Below are 17,594 nucleotides of genomic sequence, written 5' to 3'. Positions count from 1 at the left end.
CACCAAAGACCTCAAGGGTCACGGAGGGCACGCCGACAAAGGATGCGTGAGTACCCTTGCGCACACCATGATGACCGCCGCCCGCTCCGTCGACTCCGGCCTCGGCGCCCCGGGCGATCTCGATCGCTACCCGTACGCGGAGGCGCCCGTCGCCGATCGCGTGGGCCCGCCCTCCTGGGAAGGGGTGGAGACGGACCTCGGCCGGGTCGGTCGCCGCACGGCCGGCAGCCGCGGTCGTGGTCTGCACGGCCAGCTGGTCCAGCAGCTGGGGCAGATGATCGTTTCCGGCGACCTCGGCGCCGACCGCCCGCTCGTCCCGGAGGAGATCGGGCAGCGCTTCGAGGTCTCCCGCACCGTCGTGCGCGAGTCGCTGCGCGTGCTGGAGGCCAAGGGCCTCGTCAGTGCCCGCCCCAACGTCGGCACCCGCGTCAGGCCGGTCAGTGACTGGAACCTGCTGGACCCCGACATCATCGAGTGGCGCGCCTTCGGCCCGCAGCGCGACGACCAGCGCCGTGAGCTGAACGAGCTGCGCTGGACGATCGAGCCGCTGGCCGCCAGGCTCGCCGCCGGTCACGGCCGCGAGGACGTCCAGCAGCGTCTCGCCGACATGGTCGAGATCATGGGCCACGCCTATGCCCAGGGTGACGGCATCACCTTCTCCCGGGCCGACGCCGAGTTCCACTCCCTGCTGATCCAGCTCGCCGGGAACCGGATGCTGGAGCACCTCTCCGGCATCGTCGCCGCCGCGCTCCAGGTCTCCGGCGGCCCGGTCACCGGCTGTGACCGCCCAGGTGAGTCCTGCCTGGCCCACCACGCGCGCATCGTCGACTGCCTCGCGGCCGGGGACGCGCAGGGTGCCGAAACGGCCATGCGCCAGCTGCTGACCGCCCACCCGGACGTGGAGCGCGTCGTGCCCGCTCCGCGCGAGCACTGACCCGCGGGCCACGGCCGGGGGTGCGGAGCCGTACACATCGCGTGTCGCCCGAGCCGCGCGGAACCCGGGGATGATGAGGTGTCCCCAGGGTCCGCGGGGGCTCGGGCGGCGCGAATGTGCGACGAACGCCCGTTCTGGACGATTTGTCGCGGATGAGGTGTGACTCGGGCCACGCGGATTGGGCGTAACACTCCTCGAAGCCGTGCGATGACCTAAGAGGTGACAGCCGAGGAAGGAATACAGCAGCCGCGTGAGGCGCTGTGCAGTTCCCCGGTCCAGCCCGCGCCGTCGGCACATTCCCAGCCGATGGTCGTCGGCTCCGGCCCGATCCTGGGCGGGGCCGGAAGCCGTTTTCCATCGTTCCGAGAGGTTGTTCGTGTCGGCCAGCACATCCCGTACGCTCCCGCCGGAGATCGCCGAGTCCGAGTCTGTGATGGCGCTCATCGAGCGGGGAAAGGCTGATGGGCAGATCGCCGGCGATGACGTGCGTCGGGCCTTCGAGGCTGACCAGATTCCGCCAACCCAGTGGAAGAATGTTCTGCGCAGCCTCAACCAGATCCTCGAGGAAGAGGGTGTGACGCTGATGGTCAGTGCAGCGGAGTCGCCGAAGCGCGCCCGCAAGAGCGTCGCAGCGAAGAGCCCGGCCAAGCGCACCGCCACCAAGACCGTCACCGCCAAGACGACCGTGACGAAGACCGTCTCGGCCGCCACGGCGGCCCCGGCGGCAGAGAGCACGGACCCGGCCGACGAGGCCGGAGCGCCGGCCAAGAAGGCGGCCGCGAAGAAGACCGTGGCCAAGAAGACGGTGGCGAAGAAGGCCACCGCCAAGAAGACGACGGCCAAGAAGACCGCCGCCAAGAAGGACGCCGACGAGGTCATCGAGGGCGAGGAGCTCCTCGAGGACGTCGCACCCGGCAAGGGCGAGGACGAAGAGGCCGAGGGCGAGAACAAGGGCTTCGTCCTGTCCGACGAGGACGAGGACGACGCTCCGGCGCAGCAGGTCGCCGTCGCCGGTGCCACGGCCGACCCGGTCAAGGACTACCTGAAGCAGATCGGTAAGGTCCCGCTGCTCAACGCGGAGCAGGAGGTCGAGCTCGCCAAGCGCATCGAGGCCGGTCTGTTCGCCGAGGACAAGCTGGCCAACTCCGACAAGCTGGCGCCCAAGCTCAAGCGCGAGCTGGAGATCATCGCCGAGGACGGCCGCCGCGCCAAGAACCACCTCCTGGAGGCCAACCTCCGTCTGGTGGTCTCGCTGGCGAAGCGCTACACCGGCCGCGGAATGCTCTTCCTGGACCTGATCCAGGAGGGCAACCTCGGTCTGATCCGCGCCGTCGAGAAGTTCGACTACACCAAGGGCTACAAGTTCTCCACGTACGCCACCTGGTGGATCCGTCAGGCGATCACCCGCGCCATGGCCGACCAGGCCCGCACCATCCGTATCCCGGTGCACATGGTCGAGGTCATCAACAAGCTCGCGCGCGTCCAGCGCCAGATGCTCCAGGACCTGGGCCGTGAGCCCACCCCGGAGGAGCTGGCCAAGGAGCTCGACATGACCCCGGAGAAGGTCATCGAGGTCCAGAAGTACGGCCGTGAGCCGATCTCCCTCCACACCCCGCTGGGTGAGGACGGAGACAGCGAGTTCGGTGACCTCATCGAGGACTCCGAGGCGGTCGTCCCGGCCGACGCGGTCAGCTTCACGCTCCTCCAGGAGCAGCTGCACTCCGTCCTCGACACGCTCTCCGAGCGTGAGGCCGGCGTGGTCTCCATGCGCTTCGGCCTCACCGACGGCCAGCCGAAGACGCTGGACGAGATCGGCAAGGTCTACGGCGTCACGCGTGAGCGGATCCGCCAGATCGAGTCCAAGACGATGTCGAAGCTGCGTCACCCGTCGCGTTCGCAGGTCCTGCGCGACTACCTCGACTAGTCCGCGGTCGTACACGCCGAAGGGCCCGGTTCCCCGAGAAGGGGAGCCGGGCCCTTCGGCGTGCGCGGGTGCACGGCGGCGGCACCTGGACGACGCTGGGTGAAACGACATCACCGGAGAGTCAGGAGGCTCTATGCGTCGCCCCATCGCCCGAGCAGTGACCGCGGCCCTGAGCCTGCTCTCGGCGGCGGCGGGCCCCTTCGCCGCCGCCGCTCCCGTGGCCGCCGACAGTGTCGTGGTCGGGGGGCGGCCCGCGAAGATCGCGGACGCGCCGTGGGCCGTGGCTCTCTCCAGCCGTGACCGGTTCGGAGGTACGCGTGCCGGGCAGTTCTGCGGGGGCGTGGTGGTCTCGCCCACCCAGGTGCTCACCGCGGCCCACTGCCTCGGCAGGGAGGTCCTGGGCGGCGAGCCCTGGCAGCTTCCCGATTTCAAGGTCATCGCGGGCCGGAGCGCCCTGCGCGGTCAGGGCGGACAGGAGATCCGGATCTCCGGCACCTGGATCAGTCCGACCTACAACCCGTCGACCAACGCCAACGATCTGGCCGTGCTGACACTGGCGACCGCGCTGCCGCAGTCCACCGTGATCCGAGTGGCCGCCCCCGGCGACGGCGCGGAGACCCCCGGGACGGCGGCGGACGTGTACGGATGGGGGGACACCACCGGCAGGGGCACCTATGCCTCGGCGCTGCGCTCGGCGCGCGTGCGGGTGCTGCCCGACACGGCGTGCGAGCGGGCCTATCCGGGCGGCTTCGGAGCCGCGTACCGGGCCGACACGATGCTGTGCGCGGGCGCTCCGGAAGGGGGCAGGGACGCCTGCCAAGGGGACAGCGGAGGGCCGCTGGTGGCCGCGGGGCGGCTCATCGGCCTGGTGTCCTGGGGCAGCGGTTGCGGGCAGGCGGACAGCCCGGGCGTCTACACCCGTGTGTCGGAGGTCCTGTCGGCGCACCCTTGAGTCGCACGTACGCGAAGCCCCGGTGTGACTCGGGCCACAGGTGTGAGAACGGGCGGCCACCCCCCTTGTACGCGGGGGTGGCCGCCCGTCGTCCGGTCAGCGACCGGCCCATGGCTCGTCGTGGATGCGAGGCGTCAGCGGTCCTCGTCTACTGCCTTGGCCGGCACGTCGGTGAGCCGGTCCGTCTCATCCTGTATTTCCGCGGCGATCTTCTTGAGTTCCGGCTCGAACTTGCGCCCGTGGTGGGCACAGAAGAGCAAGTCACCGCCGCTGGTCAGGACGACGCGCAGGTACGCCTGGGCGCCGCAGCGGTCGCAGCGGTCAGCGGCCGTCAGGGGGCTCGCGGGGGTCAGAACAGTAGTCACGTCGCCTCTTCTCTAGCTCGACGAGCTGTCGTACCAGGGTCAACATCCAACCAGGCCGAAAACGTTCCCGCTCGTGGCTTTTCCTCGAAACTTCTTCCCGAGGTGGCTGTCTGCTGCCGGTTGGCGGCGAATGAGCCGTATTGCGTCGCTCTACGGATTTCGCATGGCTTGTCTCGGTTTCGTCCTCCCGGCTGGGTTGCCGGTTGTTCATGAGGACGTGCCCGGAGCCTAAATGGTTCATGCCTGGAAGGGAACGTGATGTTCACGTCACCCCATCGAGGGATCGAACACCCATGCGACTCTGCACTAGCATGAGGAATCAGGAGGGTGGCGTGACAACGGCTCTACCAGGCATCGGTACCCTCAGACCGGTGACCGACGCCGGGCCTTACCCCACCGGGCCAGTTTTCAAATTCAGCGAGGAGCGAACCGCGTGACCGCCGAGACGTCCGTGCCGTCCAGTGCGCTGCTGACCGCAGACCGTGACGGTTCCAACTACACCGCGCGGCACCTGCTCGTACTCGAAGGGCTCGAAGCGGTCCGCAAGCGCCCTGGCATGTACATCGGGTCCACCGACAGCCGCGGCCTGATGCACTGCCTCTGGGAGATCATCGACAACTCGGTCGACGAGGCTCTCGGGGGCTACTGCGACCACATCGACGTGATCCTCCACGACGACGGCTCCGTCGAGGTGTGCGACAACGGTCGCGGCATCCCGGTCGACGTCGAGCCCAAGACCGGACTCTCCGGCGTCGAGGTCGTCATGACCAAGCTGCACGCGGGCGGAAAGTTCGGCGGCGGCTCCTACGCGGCCTCCGGCGGTCTGCACGGCGTGGGCGCCTCCGTGGTGAACGCCCTCTCGGCCCGGCTCGACGTCGAGGTCGATCGGAACAGCGCCACGCACTCGATCAGCTTCCGCCGCGGCGTCCCCGGCATCTTCACCGAGCAGGGCCCCGACAGCCCCTTCGACCCGGCCAACGGCCTGCTGAAGGGCAAGCGCGTCCCCAAGACCCGCACCGGCACCCGCGTGCGGTACTGGGCGGACCGCCAGATCTTCCTCAAGGACGCCAAGCTCTCCCTGGAGCACCTGCACCAGCGCGCCCGCCAGACCGCCTTCCTGGTGCCCGGCCTCACCATCGTCGTCCGCGACGAGCGGGACCTGGAGGGCGTGGGCAAGAGCGAGGAGACCTTCCGCTTCGACGGCGGCATCAGCGAGTTCTGCGAGTTCCTCGCGCAGGACAAGGCCGTCTGCGACGTGCTGCGCCTCACCGGCCAGGGCACGTTCAAGGAGACCGTCCCGGTCCTGGACGACCGCGGACACATGACGCCCACCGAGGTCACCCGCGAGCTGGGCGTCGACGTCGCCCTGCGCTGGGGCACCGGCTACGACGCCACGGTCAAGTCCTTCGTCAACATCATCGCCACCCCCAAGGGCGGCACCCACGTCTCCGGCTTCGAGCAGGCCATCACCAAGACGGTGAACGAGGTCCTGCGCTCCGCGAAGATGCTGCGCGTCGCCGAGGACGACATCGTCAAGGACGACGCCCTCGAAGGACTCACGGCCGTCGTGACGGTCCGGCTCGCCGAGCCGCAGTTCGAGGGCCAGACCAAGGAGGTGCTCGGCACCTCGGCGGCCCGCCGGATCGTGGCCACCGTGGTCGCCAGGGAGCTGAAGGCCTTCCTGACGTCCACCAAGCGCGATGCCAAGGCGCAGGCCCGGGCCGTCCTGGAGAAGGCCGTCGCGGCCGCCAGGACCCGTATCGCCGCCCGCCAGCACAAGGAGGCGCAGCGCAGGAAGACGGCGCTGGAGTCCTCCTCGCTGCCCGCCAAGCTCGCCGACTGCCGCAGCGACGACGTGGAGCGCAGCGAGCTCTTCATCGTCGAGGGAGACTCCGCGCTCGGCACGGCCAAGCTCGCCCGCAACAGCGAGTTCCAGGCCCTGCTGCCGATCCGCGGCAAGATCCTCAACGTCCAGAAGTCCTCCGTCTCGGACATGCTCAAGAACGCCGAGTGCGGAGCGATCATCCAGGTCATAGGAGCCGGCTCGGGCCGTACCTTCGACATCGACGCGGCCCGGTACGGCAAGGTCATCATGATGACCGACGCCGACGTCGACGGATCCCACATCCGTACGCTGCTGCTGACGCTCTTCCAGCGCTACATGCGGCCCATGGTCGAGCAGGGGCGTGTGTTCGCCGCCGTGCCGCCCCTGCACCGCATCGAGCTCGTCCAGCCCAAGAAGGGCCAGGACAAGTACGTCTACACGTACTCGGACAACGAGCTGCGCCAGACCCTGCTCGAGTTCCAGCGCAAGGGCGTCCGCTACAAGGACGCCATCCAGCGCTACAAGGGTCTCGGAGAGATGGACGCCGATCAGCTGGCGGAGACCACGATGGACCCGCGGCACCGGACCCTGCGCCGGATCAACATCGGCGACCTGGAGTCGGCCGAGCAGGTCTTCGACCTGCTCATGGGCAACGACGTGGCTCCCCGCAAGGAGTTCATCACCAGCTCCGCGGCCACACTCGACCGCTCGCGGATCGACGCCTAGCCGACTCTCCACCCAGGGGTGGAGCCACCGAGTTCCACCCCTGAGGCGATCACAGAAGCGGCTCCCCTCCGTAGCATCGAAGCGACGGAGGGGGACGGAGATGAACAGCAGCGGGTCGACCAAACGCCTGCTCATGTGGCCCGCGCCCGAGGCGCTGACCCGGGTCGGTGTGCCGCGCGGCCGCCTCGTGATCGACGGGCTTCTGCTCGCCGCGATCTGCGTGTGGATCCTGGTGAGCGCGTACGTCTCGGAAGCCTTCCCCGGCTGGTACGGGGTCCTGCCCCCGCTCGGGCTCGCCCTCTGCGTGGCCGCGATCGCCGCCTATCACGCGACGACCCTCGCCCATCGGCTCGCTCGGTCGCTCGGTCTGCTCGCCCTCGTCGCCGTCCTCGGGCTCGGCGCGCACGCCGCCGGCGCCCATGTGTCCGCGACGCTGCTCTGGATCGTCGTCTCGGTCACGGCGATGGAACGCCTGCCGCTGCTTGTCGCCCTGGCCACCGTGCTGGTCCTCGCCGGAGGCTTCGTCGACGCGGACGACACCGGGGTCATGGGGGCCGGGGTGACCACCGCCGCCGTGCTGCTCACCGGGTACTCCCTCCGCCTGGACGCCGAGGCCCGCAGCGCCGGGTTCCGGCTGTTGGCTCAGGAGCGGGCGGCCCGCGAGGCCGAGGCGGCCTCCGCGGCGCTGACCGAGCGGGCCAGGATCGCCCGGGAGATCCACGACGTCCTGGCGCACAGCCTCTCCGCGCAGATGGTGCACCTGGAGGCCGCGCGGCTGCAGATAGAGGCCGGCGCACGCCAAGAGGAGGTCCTGGAGCGGGTGGCCGCCGCCCGGTCCATGGCCCGTGAGGGGCTCGCCGAGACCCGGCACGCCCTCTCCGCGCTTCGCGGCGACATGGTGCCGGTCGAGGACTATCTGCGGGATCTGGCGCGCGAGGACCGGGCCGAGGTCGAGGTGATCGGCGTCCGCAGGCCCCTCCCGGCGGAGGCCTCACAGGCGGTACGGAGGGTGGCCCAGGAGGCCCTCACCAACGTACGCAAGCACGCGCCGGGGGCCAGGACCCGCCTCCGGCTCGCCTACGAGACGGGGGAGGTCGCCCTGGAGATACGGGACTCGGGTGCGGCCGGTGGCGCCGAGGGCATCGGACTGAGCGCCTCGGGCTCCGGTTACGGACTCCTCGGGATGCGGGAGCGCGCCGAGCTCCTGGGCGGCACGCTGGACGCCGGCCCCGAGGGCGAGGGCTTCGCGGTGCGGCTGAGGGTGCCGGCATGAGCGGCCCCGGGAACCCGTACGGCAGCGGCCGGGTCGCGCGCGTGATCGTGGCCGACGATCAGTCCATGGTGCGCGAGGGCATCGTGCTCGTGCTGGGGCTGCTGCCCGGCATCGAGGTCGTCGGGGCCGCCAGGGACGGCGACGAAGCCATCGCGCTGACCGCGGAACTCGCCCCCGATGTGGTGCTGATGGACCTCCGGATGCCGCGGTGCGACGGTGTGGAGGCGACCCGGCGCATCCGCTCCGAGCACCCGGACACCGAAGTCGTCGTGCTCACCACCTTCGACGACGACGATTCGCTCTTCCCGGCGCTCCGCGCGGGTGCCAGGGGCTATCTCACCAAGGACGCGGGCGGGGAGGAGATCGTACGGGCCGTCCACGACGTGCTCGACGGGCGGGCCGGGCTCGCCCCCGCCGTCCAACGGAGGCTCCTGGAAAAGCTGATGACTCAACCTCAGGGGCCTTCCCGAGCCGACGGCCGACCCTCCGAAGCGGTGCAGGAGGGGTGGCGAGGACCGCAGTCCGGGGAGCAGCAGCCCGACGGCCTCACCGAGCGCGAGACCGAAGTGCTCACCCTGGTCGCGGACGGACTCTCCAACCAGGAGATCGCCGACCGACTGGGCATCTCCACGGCGACCGTCAAGACACACATCAACAATCTCTTCGCCAAGACCGGTGTACGCGACCGGGTGCAGGCCGTCCGGTACGCATATCAGCACGGACTCGTCGCACCACCTGGCGAAACCATCACCTGATGGGGTGAAGAGCGAGAGGAGAAGAGTCCTGGATCTTCCCGCTCTGTCCATCCTTGGGCACGCGGCCGAAACGGTTCGCTGACAAGGAGAGTTCACCGGTGGAGAAGCGCGAAGAGCCGGACGCCCCGGCGGTGCGGATGGACGACCCCTGGTACGACGCCCTGGCCGCCGGCTGGGGTGAGGCCGCCGATACCGAGACGCCGACCGGTCTCCCGGCGCACACCGCGCCGATGCCCGGAGCCGTACCGCGACAACAGTCGGCCCACAGCGCTGCCGACATCTATCTCGCCGTCCAGCGCAGCCCCGCCTTCCAGGAAGTACGCAGCCGCTACCGACGGTTCGTGATCCCCGCGGCCCTCGGCTTCCTCCTCTGGTACCTCGCCTATGTCGTGGCGGCGACCGTGGCGCCCGGACTGATGGCCCGGCCCGTCGCCGGCGCGGTGAACGTGGCGATGGTCGCCGGACTCGGCCAGTTCCTCTCCACCTTCCTGCTGACGTGGGCCTATGCCCGGCACGCCCGGCTGCGCCGGGACCGGGCGGCGCTGGAACTGCGCTGGACCGTCTACGACGAAACGCGAACCCAGGAGATGACGCGAGGGGGCCGACGGTGATCGACGACCATCAGACACTCGCGCTGCTGCTGTTCACCGCGTTCATCGCGGTGACGCTGGCGATCACTACCTGGGTCAGCCGCAACAGGCACGGTTCCGCGGAGGAGTTCTACGCGGGCGGCAGACTGTTCTCGCCCATGGAGAACGGTTTCGCCATCGCGGGCGACTACATGTCCGCCGCCTCCTTCCTCGGCATTTCGGGCCTCATCGCACTCTTCGGCTACGACGGCATGCTGTACTCCGTCGGCTTCCTCGTGGCCTGGCTGGTCGTGCTCCTCCTGGTCGCCGAACTGGTGCGCAACTGCGGCCGGTTCACGCTCGCCGACGTCGTCGCCGCCCGGATGGCGGAGCGCCCTGTCCGGATCGCCGCCGGGACGTCCTCCGTCACCGTCTCCGTGCTCTATCTGGTGGCTCAGATGGTGGGAGCCGGCAGCCTGGTCGCCCTCCTCCTCGGCGGCACGAGCGAGGCTGCCCGCTCCTGGACCGTGATCGGCGTCGGCGCCCTGATGGTGATCTATGTGTCGCTGGGCGGGATGCGGGCGACCACCTGGATCCAGATCGTCAAGGCGGTGCTCCTCATGGCCGGCACGATCGCCCTCACCGTACTCGTCCTGCTCCGCTTCCACGGCGACTTCAACCAACTGCTCACCACCGCCGCCGAGCGCAGCGGGCACGGACGGGACTTCCTGGCACCGGGGCTGCGCTACGGCGGGGAGTGGACCGCGCGCCTCGACTTCATCAGCCTCGGGCTAGCGCTGGTCCTGGGCACCGCAGGCCTGCCGCACATCCTGTCCCGCTTCTACACCGTGCCCACCGCGCGGGCCGCCCGCCGTTCGGTCGTCTGGTCCATCGGGCTCATCGGCGGCTTCTATCTGATGACGATCGTCCTCGGCTTCGGCGCGGCCGCGATCATCGGTCCCGACGCCGTCCGCGCCTCCAACGCCGCCGGGAACACCGCCGTACCGCTGCTCGCCCTCGACCTCGGCGGGGGAGCGGGCTCGACCGGCGGCACCGTGCTCTTCGCGATCGTCGCCGCCATCGCCTTCGCGACGATCCTGGCCGTCGTCGCCGGCATCACCCTCGCTTCCTCCGCCTCCGTGGCCCACGATCTGTACGCCTCGCTGCGCCGCCGCAACGCGCATGCGAAGCAGTACAGCGAGGTGACCGTGGCACGCATGGCCGCCGCCGGGATCGGGGTCGCCGCGATCGGGCTCGGACTGCTCGCCCGGGACCTCAACGTGGCGTTCCTGGTCGGACTCGCCTTCGCGGTCGCCGCCTCCGCCAACCTGCCGGTGCTGCTCTACTCGCTCTTCTGGCGGAACTTCACCACGCGGGGCGCGGTGTGGTCGGTGTACGGGGGGCTCGTCCCGGCCGTGCTGCTGGTGGTTCTCTCACCGGTCGTCTCCGGCAGCCCCGACGCGCTCTTCCCGGGCGTCGACTTCCATGTCTTCCCGCTGCAGAACCCGGGGGTGGTCTCCATCCCGCTCGGCTTCCTGGCCGGCTGGATCGGCACGGTCACCTCGTCCGAGCCGCCGGACGCGGCCAAGCACGCGGAGACCGAGGTCAGGGCGCTGACCGGCGCCGGGGCGGTGTGAGCCCGGGGAAATTCAGCCCGCTGCCGAGGTCCAGACGTAACGGTGCTCGGGGCGGCCCGTCTCGCCGTACTTCAGCGAGAGGCGGACCCGCCCGGTGCGTTCGAGCAGCTTGAGATAGCGCTGCGCGGTCTGCCGGCTCACCCCCGCCCGTTCGGCGATCTCCTGGGCGGACAGGGCCCCGTCGGCGGCGAGCAGCACCTGCCGTACCAGCTCCGCGGTGGTGGGGGAGTGCCCCTTCGGCAGCTCGGGCTCGGCGGCACCCGCGGAGAGGGCGCCGAAGATCCGGTCCACCTCGGCCTGCTCGGCCTCGCCGCCGCCGTCGAGGGTGTGGCGGAGGGCGGCGTACGCCTCCAGCTTGGCGCGCAGCCCGGCGAAGGTGAACGGCTTGACCAGGTACTGCAGCGCGCCGTGGCGCATCGCCGCCTGGACGGTCGCCACGTCGCGCGCGGCGGTCACCATGATCACGTCGGTCTGGTGGCCCTGCCGGCGCAGTTCCCGCACGACCGCGAGGCCGTTCTCGTCCGGCAGGTAGTGGTCGAGCAGGATGAGGTCGACCGGGACCTCACCGAGGCGGGCGATCGCCTCCGCGGTCGAGTGGGCGGTGGCGACGACGCGGAATCCGGGAGTCTTCGTCACATAGGCCGCGTTGATCTGTGCGACGCGTACGTCGTCGTCCACGACCAGTACGTCGATCATCGTGGCTCCTCGATCGCCCGGACGATGGCGGGGTCCAGGTTCGGGTTCGGGTCCGGGTCCAGGTACGGATCCAGGTCCGTGTCCGGCTGCGGTTCCGGTTCTGGTTCGCTGAGCGCCTCAGGGAGTACGACGGTGAACTCGGCGCCCCCGTCCGGCCCGTCGGCGACCCGGGCGCTGCCGCCCTGGCGCTCGGCGAGCCGGCGCACCAGGGCGAGGCCCAGGCCCCGCTTGCCGTGCGACGGCAGCTCCTTCGTGGTCCAGCCCTCGGTGAAGATCAGCTCGCGCTGTTCGTCGGGGACGCCCGGGCCGCTGTCGGTGACCCGCAGGACGGCCGTGCGGGCCTCCGCGTGCAGGGCGATCTCGACGCGGGCGTCCGGGGTACCCGCCGCGGCGTCCAGGGCGTTGTCGACGAGGTTGCCGAGAACGGTGACCAGCTCGCGGGGGTCGACCAGACGGTCGGGGAGCAGTGAGTCGCGCGAGATCCGCAGGGAGACGCCCCGCTCGGCGGCGACCGTGGCCTTCCCGACGAGCAGCGCGGCGAGCAGCGGGTCGTGGACCTTCTCGGTGACCTGCTCGGCGGTGGCCCGGTGGACGCCGACGACCTCGGTGACGAACTCGACCGCCTCGTCGTGCATCTCCAGCTCCAGGAGGCCCAGGAGGGTGTGCATCCGGTTGGCGTGCTCGTGGTCCTGGGCACGCAGGGCGTCGATCAGGCCGCGGGTGGAGTCCAGCTCGCGGCCGAGCCGCTCCAGCTCGGTGCGGTCGCGCAGGGTCGCCACGGCGCCGCCGTCGTCGGTCGGCATCCGGTTGGCGATGAGGACGCGGTGGCCACGGACGGTCACCAGGTCCTCGCCGGTGACCCGCCCGGCCAGCACGTCGGCCGTCCGCCCGGAGCCGAGGGCCTCCTCCAGGGGGCGGCCGGTGGCCTCCGGGCCGATCCCGAGCAGGCGCTGGGCCTCGTCGTTCATCAGCCGGATGCGGCCCGTGCGGTCCAGGGCGACGACGCCCTCGCGAATGCCGTGGAGCATGGCCTCGCGCTCCGCGAGCAGCGCGGAGATGTCGGAGAACGCCAGGTCGTGGGTCCGCCGCTGAAGCCTGCGGGAGATCAGATACGCGGCGAGGGCGCCGGCCGCCAGCGCCCCGCCGGCGTACGCGAGGAGTCCGGGGATCGCCCCGAGCAGGCGGTCCTGGACGCTGTCGTACTCGATGCCGACCGACACGGCGCCGACGATGGTCCCGTTGGCGTTCCGCAACGGGGCCTTGCCGCGCGCGGAGCGGCCCAGGGTGCCGCTGTCGATCTCCATGACCTCACGGCCGGCGAGCGCCGCGCTGGGGTCCGTGGAGACGCGCCTGCCGATCTGGGCGGGGTCGGTGTGGGACCAGCGCACGCCGCGGGTGTCCATGACGACGACGTACTCGGCGCCGGTGGACTGCCGGATCCGCTCCGCCTCGGCCTGCACGGGCCCCTGGGCAGACGGCGGGGACGTCTTGAGCGCGGCGGCGACCTGCGGGGAGGCGGTTGTCTCGGCGATGGCGAGGGCGCGGCGCATGGCCTGATCGTCGAGCTGGGCGCTGAGGGGGGCGAGGAAGAGGCCGGTGGCGAGCACGGTGACGCCGGTCGCGATGGCCAGCTGCATGAGGAGGACCTGCGAGAAGACCCGCTGCGGCCAGCCGAACCGCCTGCGTCGCGCGGGGGGCGGCGTGGGGGTGGTCGGTGCGGGGGTCATGGCAGGAACGGTACGGGGCGGTGGGGGGTGACCGGAAATGTACGGGGGCGGTGGGCTTGGGCGGGGCGGGGCGGGGCGTTGTCGGCCGCGGGCCGGTGGGGGTGCGCCCGGCCTCCGGCCGGGCTGTGGTTCCCACCCGCACCACCCGTGCGGCTGAGAGAGCAGAGGTGCGGGTCGCCCCGTGGGCGGTTGCGCGCCATCGGCGGCTGCGGGGGCGACGGCTTCGCGTCGCGGGCGGGGAGGTGAAAGGCCTCCTCTGCGGGCCTGCTGCCCGGGGGCCGGGACGGACCCGCGTTGTTGGCGGTTGCGGGGGGACGGCTTCGCGTCGCGGGGAGGGAGGTGAAAGGCCTCCTCTGCGGGCCTGCTGCCCCGGGGCCGGGACGGACCCGCGTTGTTGGCGGTTGCGGGGGGACGGCTTCGTGTCGCGGGGAGGGACGTGAAAGGCCTCCTCTGCGGGCCTGCTGCCTGGGGCCGGGACAGGTCCCGCGCCGTCGGCGGCTGCGGGGCGGCGGCTTCGCGTCGCGGGTGGGGAGGTGACAGGCCTCACCCGACGGGGCCCGTGCCGTCGGCGGCTGCGCCGCCGCGGGTGGGGCGGGGGGTCTTGTCGGGGGGCTTGCCTATTCTGGGGGCTTTGGTGTGTCGAGTCGTCGGAGGGGTTTTCCTTGACCAGGCAGCAGATTCCCGTCGTCGTCCTCTCCGGGTTCCTCGGGGCGGGCAAGACGACGCTGCTCAACCATCTGCTGCGCAGTGCCCGGGGCACCCGGATCGGGGTCATGGTCAACGACTTCGGCGACATCGGGATCGACGCCATGACCGTCGCCGGACAGGTCGGGTCCACCGTCTCGCTCGGCAACGGATGCCTGTGCTGCGCCGTCGACGTGAGTGAGCTGGACGAGTACCTGGAGGTGCTCACCAGGCCCGAGCTGCGCCTCGATGTGATCGTGATCGAGGCGAGCGGGCTCGCGGAGCCCCAGGAGCTGGTGCGGATGGTGCTCGGCAGCGAGAACGACCGGGTCGTGTACGGCGGGCTCGTGCAGGTCGTCGACGCCGTCGAGTTCTCCGCCACGCGCGCGCGGCACCCGGAGACGGACCGCCACCTCGCCCTCGCCGACCTGGTCGTGATCAACAAGGCCGACCGGGTGGAGGAGCGGGAGCTGGAGGCCGTCCACGCCGCCGTCGGCGGGCTCGCGGGACCCGCCGCGGTGGTCCGCGCCGTGCACGGCCGGATCGACCCAGAGGTGCTCTTCGACAAGGTCGTGCCGGAAGGCGAGATCGAGGGGCAGATGTCGATCGAGGACCTGCTGTACGGGGACGAAGACGGGGCGGATCATCCGCACGCCCACTACGAGACCCTGTCGGTCTCCACCGGAACCGCCCTGCACCCCCGGCGCCTGATGACGTTCCTCGACTCCCGGCCGCAGGGCCTCTACCGCATCAAGGGCTTCGTCGACTTCGGCGATGCCGATCCCGCCAACCGGTACGCCGTCCACGCGGTCGGCCGGTTCCTGCGCTTCTACCCCGAGCCCTGGCCGGCCGGCGAGGAACGACTGACCCAGCTCGTCCTCATCGGCTCGGGCATCGACGGGCCGGCCCTGCGCAAGGAGCTCGAGGACTGCGAACGGAACGGCCCGCAGGACGCCCCCGACGAGCACAGCATGTGGGGCGTCCTGCGGTACGTACAGCAGAACGAGGAAGAGCCGGTCGACTAGCTCGCCGGGCCCGCCAGGACCGCGATCGGCTTCGGCAGCGGGGTGCCCGAGCCGTCACGGCGCGGGTCGGCCTCGGGCAGGTCCACCGGGGTGCCGTTCTTCTGCGCGGCGAGTGCCGGGGTCTCGCCCGCCCAGGCGAGGATCAGCACGTCCTCGCCCTTCAGGAAGCGCTGGCAGCGCACGCCGCCCGTCGCCCGACCCTTGCGGGGGTACTGGTCGAACGGCGTCAGCTTCGCCGACGTACCGGCCGAGTCGTCCAGCGTGCCCGTGGAACCCGCGACCGTGAACACCACCGCGTCCGCCGCCGGGTCCACCGCCGTGAACGAGATCACCTCGGCGCCCGCGGCCAGCTTGATGCCCGCCATGCCGCCCGCGGGGCGGCCCTGGGGCCGTACCTGCGACGCCTGGTAGCGCAGGAGCTGGGCGTCGGAGGTGATGAAGACCAGGTCCTCCTCGCCCGTGCGCAGCTCGGTCGCGCCGACGATCCGGTCACCCTCCTTGAGGGTGATGACCTCCAACTCCTCCTTGTTCGCCGGATAGTCCGGCACCACGCGCTTCACCACACCCTGGAGCGTGCCGAGCGCCAGACCCGGGGAGGACTCTTCGAGGGTGGTCAGACAGACCACCGTCTCGTCGTTCTCCAGCGTGAGGAACTCCGCCAGCGGCGCTCCGCCCGCCAGGTTCGGGGCGGCGGCGGTGTCCGGGAGCTGCGGCAGGTCGATGACCGCGATCCGCAGCAGTCGCCCGGCCGAGGTCACCACGCCGACGTCACCGCGCTGCGTCGCCGCGACCGCCGAGACGATCACGTCGTGCTTGGCGCGCCTGCCCTCCTGTCGGGCCGGGAGCTCCTCCGTCACCGTACGGGCGAGCAGACCCGTCGAGGACAGCAGCACCCGGCACGGGTCGTCCGCGACCTCCAGGGACGTGGCCGCGACCGGCGCGCCCGCCGACTCCAGCAGGACCGTACGCCGATCGGTGCCGAACTTCTTCGCCACCGCGGCCAGTTCGCCCGAGACCAGCTTGCGCAGCTCGCTGTCGGACTCCAGGATCCCGGTCAGCTCGTCGATCTCGCCGTTGAGCCGGTCGCGCTCGGTCTCCAGCTCGATCCGGTCGAACTTGGTGAGCCGGCGCAGCGGGGTGTCCAGGATGTACTGCGTCTGGACCTCGCTCAGCGAGAAGTGCTCGATCAGGCGCTCCTTGGCCTGCGCCGAGTTCTCGCTGGAGCGGATGAGGCGGATGACCTCGTCGATGTCGAGCAGCGCGACGAGCAGACCCTCGACCAGGTGCAGCCGGTCCCGCTTCTTGCCGCGGCGGAACTCGGAGCGGCGGCGCACCACGTCGAAGCGGTGGTCGAGGTAGACCTCCAGGAGCTCCTTGAGGCCCAGCGTGAGCGGCTGGCCGTCGACCAGCGCCACGTTGTTGATGCCGAAGGACTCCTCCATCGGCGTCAGCTTGTAGAGCTGCTCCAGGACGGCCTCCGGCACGAAGCCGTTCTTGACCTCGATGACCAGGCGCAGACCGTGGGCGCGGTCGGTGAGGTCCTTGACGTCCGCGATGCCCTGGAGCTTCTTGGAGCCGACCAGGTCCTTGATCTTGGCGATGACCTTCTCGGGACCGACCGTGAAGGGCAGCTCGGTGACGACGATGCCCTTGCGGCGGGCCGTCACGGTCTCCACCGTCGCCGTGGCGCGGATCTTGAACGTGCCGCGGCCGTTCTCGTACGCGTCCTTGATGCCGGACAGGCCGACGATCCGGCCGCCCGTGGGCAGGTCGGGGCCGGGCACGAAACGCATCAGCGCCTCGAGATCCGCGTTCGGGTGCCGGATCAGGTGCCGGGCGGCCGCGATCACCTCGCCCAGGTTGTGCGGCGGCATGTTCGTCGCCATGCCGACGGCGATGCCGGACGCGCCGTTGACCAGCAGGTTCGGGTACGCCGCGGGGAGCGCGACGGGCTCCTGCTCCTGGCCGTCGTAGTTCGGCGCGAAGTCGACGGTGTCCTCGTCGATCGACTCCGTCATCATCAGCGCCGCGGCGGCCATCTTCGACTCGGTGTACCGCATGGCGGCCGGCGGGTCGTCGTTGCCGAGCGAGCCGAAGTTGCCGTGGCCGTCGACCAGGGGGACCCGCATGGAGAAGGGCTGCGCCATGCGCACCATCGCGTCGTAGATCGACGCGTCGCCGTGCGGGTGCAGCTTGCCCATGACCTCGCCGACGACGCGGGCGCACTTCACATAGCCGCGGTCGGGGCGCAGGCCCATCTCGTTCATCTGGTAGACGATGCGGCGCTGCACCGGCTTCATGCCGTCGCGGGCATCAGGCAGCGCGCGGGAGTAGATCACCGAGTACGCGTACTCGAGGAAGGAGCCCTGCATCTCGTCGACGACGTCGATGTCGAGGATCCTCTCCTCGAACGCGTCGTCCGGCGGCGGTGTCTTCGTGCTGCGGCGGGCCATCGCGGCTGCGGCTCCTTCACCAACAAGGTTGATCTGACGCGGACCATTG

Annotated in this window: 13 protein-coding genes; 9 read left to right on the top strand and 4 right to left on the bottom strand. The window is 70.8% G+C overall.

Annotated elements, in window-relative coordinates; all coding sequences use genetic code 11:
- Positions 1-46 precede the first annotated feature (46 nt).
- From ABZ939_RS26705 to ABZ939_RS26695, 3 genes are all read left to right on the top strand, one after another.
- Complete coding sequence (locus tag ABZ939_RS26705) at positions 47-934, top strand: FadR/GntR family transcriptional regulator (RefSeq protein ID WP_361860126.1); 888 nt, start codon at positions 47-49, stop codon at positions 932-934.
- A 376-nt stretch (positions 935-1,310) separates the two neighbouring features.
- On the top strand, positions 1,311-2,858 hold the full coding sequence (locus tag ABZ939_RS26700) for an RNA polymerase sigma factor (RefSeq protein WP_361860123.1): 1,548 nt from the start codon (positions 1,311-1,313) through the stop codon (positions 2,856-2,858).
- Positions 2,859-2,991: 133 nt separating this feature from the next.
- Positions 2,992-3,810: a serine protease gene (locus ABZ939_RS26695; protein WP_361860120.1), complete on the top strand. Its 819-nt coding sequence runs from the start codon at positions 2,992-2,994 to the stop codon at positions 3,808-3,810.
- 134 nt (positions 3,811-3,944) lie between these two features.
- Here ABZ939_RS26695 and ABZ939_RS26690 read toward each other — a convergent pair whose 3' ends face one another.
- A complete protein-coding gene (locus ABZ939_RS26690; RefSeq protein WP_137992866.1) occupies positions 3,945-4,175 on the bottom strand; it encodes a hypothetical protein in 231 nt (76 codons plus the stop codon).
- A 433-nt stretch (positions 4,176-4,608) separates the two neighbouring features.
- Between ABZ939_RS26690 and ABZ939_RS26685 the strand changes: the two genes are divergently transcribed.
- The 5 genes from ABZ939_RS26685 (at position 4,609) to ABZ939_RS26665 (ending at position 10,960) form a co-directional block, all read left to right on the top strand.
- Complete coding sequence (locus ABZ939_RS26685) at positions 4,609-6,726, top strand: DNA topoisomerase IV subunit B (protein ID WP_361860117.1); 2,118 nt, start codon at positions 4,609-4,611, stop codon at positions 6,724-6,726.
- Positions 6,727-6,826: 100 nt separating this feature from the next.
- Positions 6,827-7,999: a histidine kinase gene (locus ABZ939_RS26680; RefSeq protein WP_361860114.1), complete on the top strand. Its 1,173-nt coding sequence runs from the start codon at positions 6,827-6,829 to the stop codon at positions 7,997-7,999.
- A complete protein-coding gene (locus ABZ939_RS26675) occupies positions 7,996-8,754 on the top strand; it encodes a response regulator transcription factor (RefSeq protein ID WP_361860111.1) in 759 nt (252 codons plus the stop codon). Before ABZ939_RS26680 ends, ABZ939_RS26675 begins: the two co-directional genes overlap by 4 nt.
- Positions 8,755-8,852: 98 nt before the next feature.
- Positions 8,853-9,365: a DUF485 domain-containing protein gene (locus tag ABZ939_RS26670; RefSeq protein ID WP_361860108.1), complete on the top strand. Its 513-nt coding sequence runs from the start codon at positions 8,853-8,855 to the stop codon at positions 9,363-9,365.
- Complete coding sequence (locus ABZ939_RS26665; protein WP_361860105.1) at positions 9,362-10,960, top strand: cation acetate symporter; 1,599 nt, start codon at positions 9,362-9,364, stop codon at positions 10,958-10,960. Before ABZ939_RS26670 ends, ABZ939_RS26665 begins: the two co-directional genes overlap by 4 nt.
- 12 nt (positions 10,961-10,972) lie before the next feature.
- On the opposite strand, the gene ABZ939_RS26660 is transcribed toward ABZ939_RS26665, so the two are convergent.
- Both ABZ939_RS26660 and ABZ939_RS26655 read right to left on the bottom strand, forming a co-directional pair.
- The gene (locus tag ABZ939_RS26660; RefSeq protein ID WP_361860102.1) at positions 10,973-11,656 is read right to left on the bottom strand and encodes a response regulator; all 684 of its coding nucleotides are present in this window, start codon (positions 11,654-11,656) and stop codon (positions 10,973-10,975) included.
- A complete protein-coding gene (locus ABZ939_RS26655) occupies positions 11,653-13,383 on the bottom strand; it encodes an ATP-binding protein (protein ID WP_361860099.1) in 1,731 nt (576 codons plus the stop codon). The genes ABZ939_RS26660 and ABZ939_RS26655 overlap by 4 nt, the downstream gene beginning before the upstream one ends.
- Positions 13,384-14,045: 662 nt before the next feature.
- Here ABZ939_RS26655 and ABZ939_RS26650 point away from each other — a divergent pair.
- The gene (locus tag ABZ939_RS26650; protein WP_361860096.1) at positions 14,046-15,092 is read left to right on the top strand and encodes a GTP-binding protein; all 1,047 of its coding nucleotides are present in this window, start codon (positions 14,046-14,048) and stop codon (positions 15,090-15,092) included.
- Here ABZ939_RS26650 and ABZ939_RS26645 read toward each other — a convergent pair.
- Positions 15,089-17,545 carry a DNA topoisomerase IV subunit A gene (locus ABZ939_RS26645; RefSeq protein WP_361860093.1) on the bottom strand — a complete coding sequence of 819 codons (2,457 nt, stop codon included), beginning with the start codon at positions 17,543-17,545 and terminating at the stop codon, positions 15,089-15,091. The two genes, ABZ939_RS26650 and ABZ939_RS26645, sit on opposite strands and share 4 nt — an antisense overlap.
- Positions 17,546-17,594: the final 49 nt, after the last annotated feature.

This window comes from Streptomyces sp. NPDC046712 (genome assembly GCF_040645695.1).
Lineage (GTDB): Bacteria > Actinomycetota > Actinomycetes > Streptomycetales > Streptomycetaceae > Streptomyces.
This window is presented reverse-complemented; position numbering and strand designations above follow the sequence as displayed.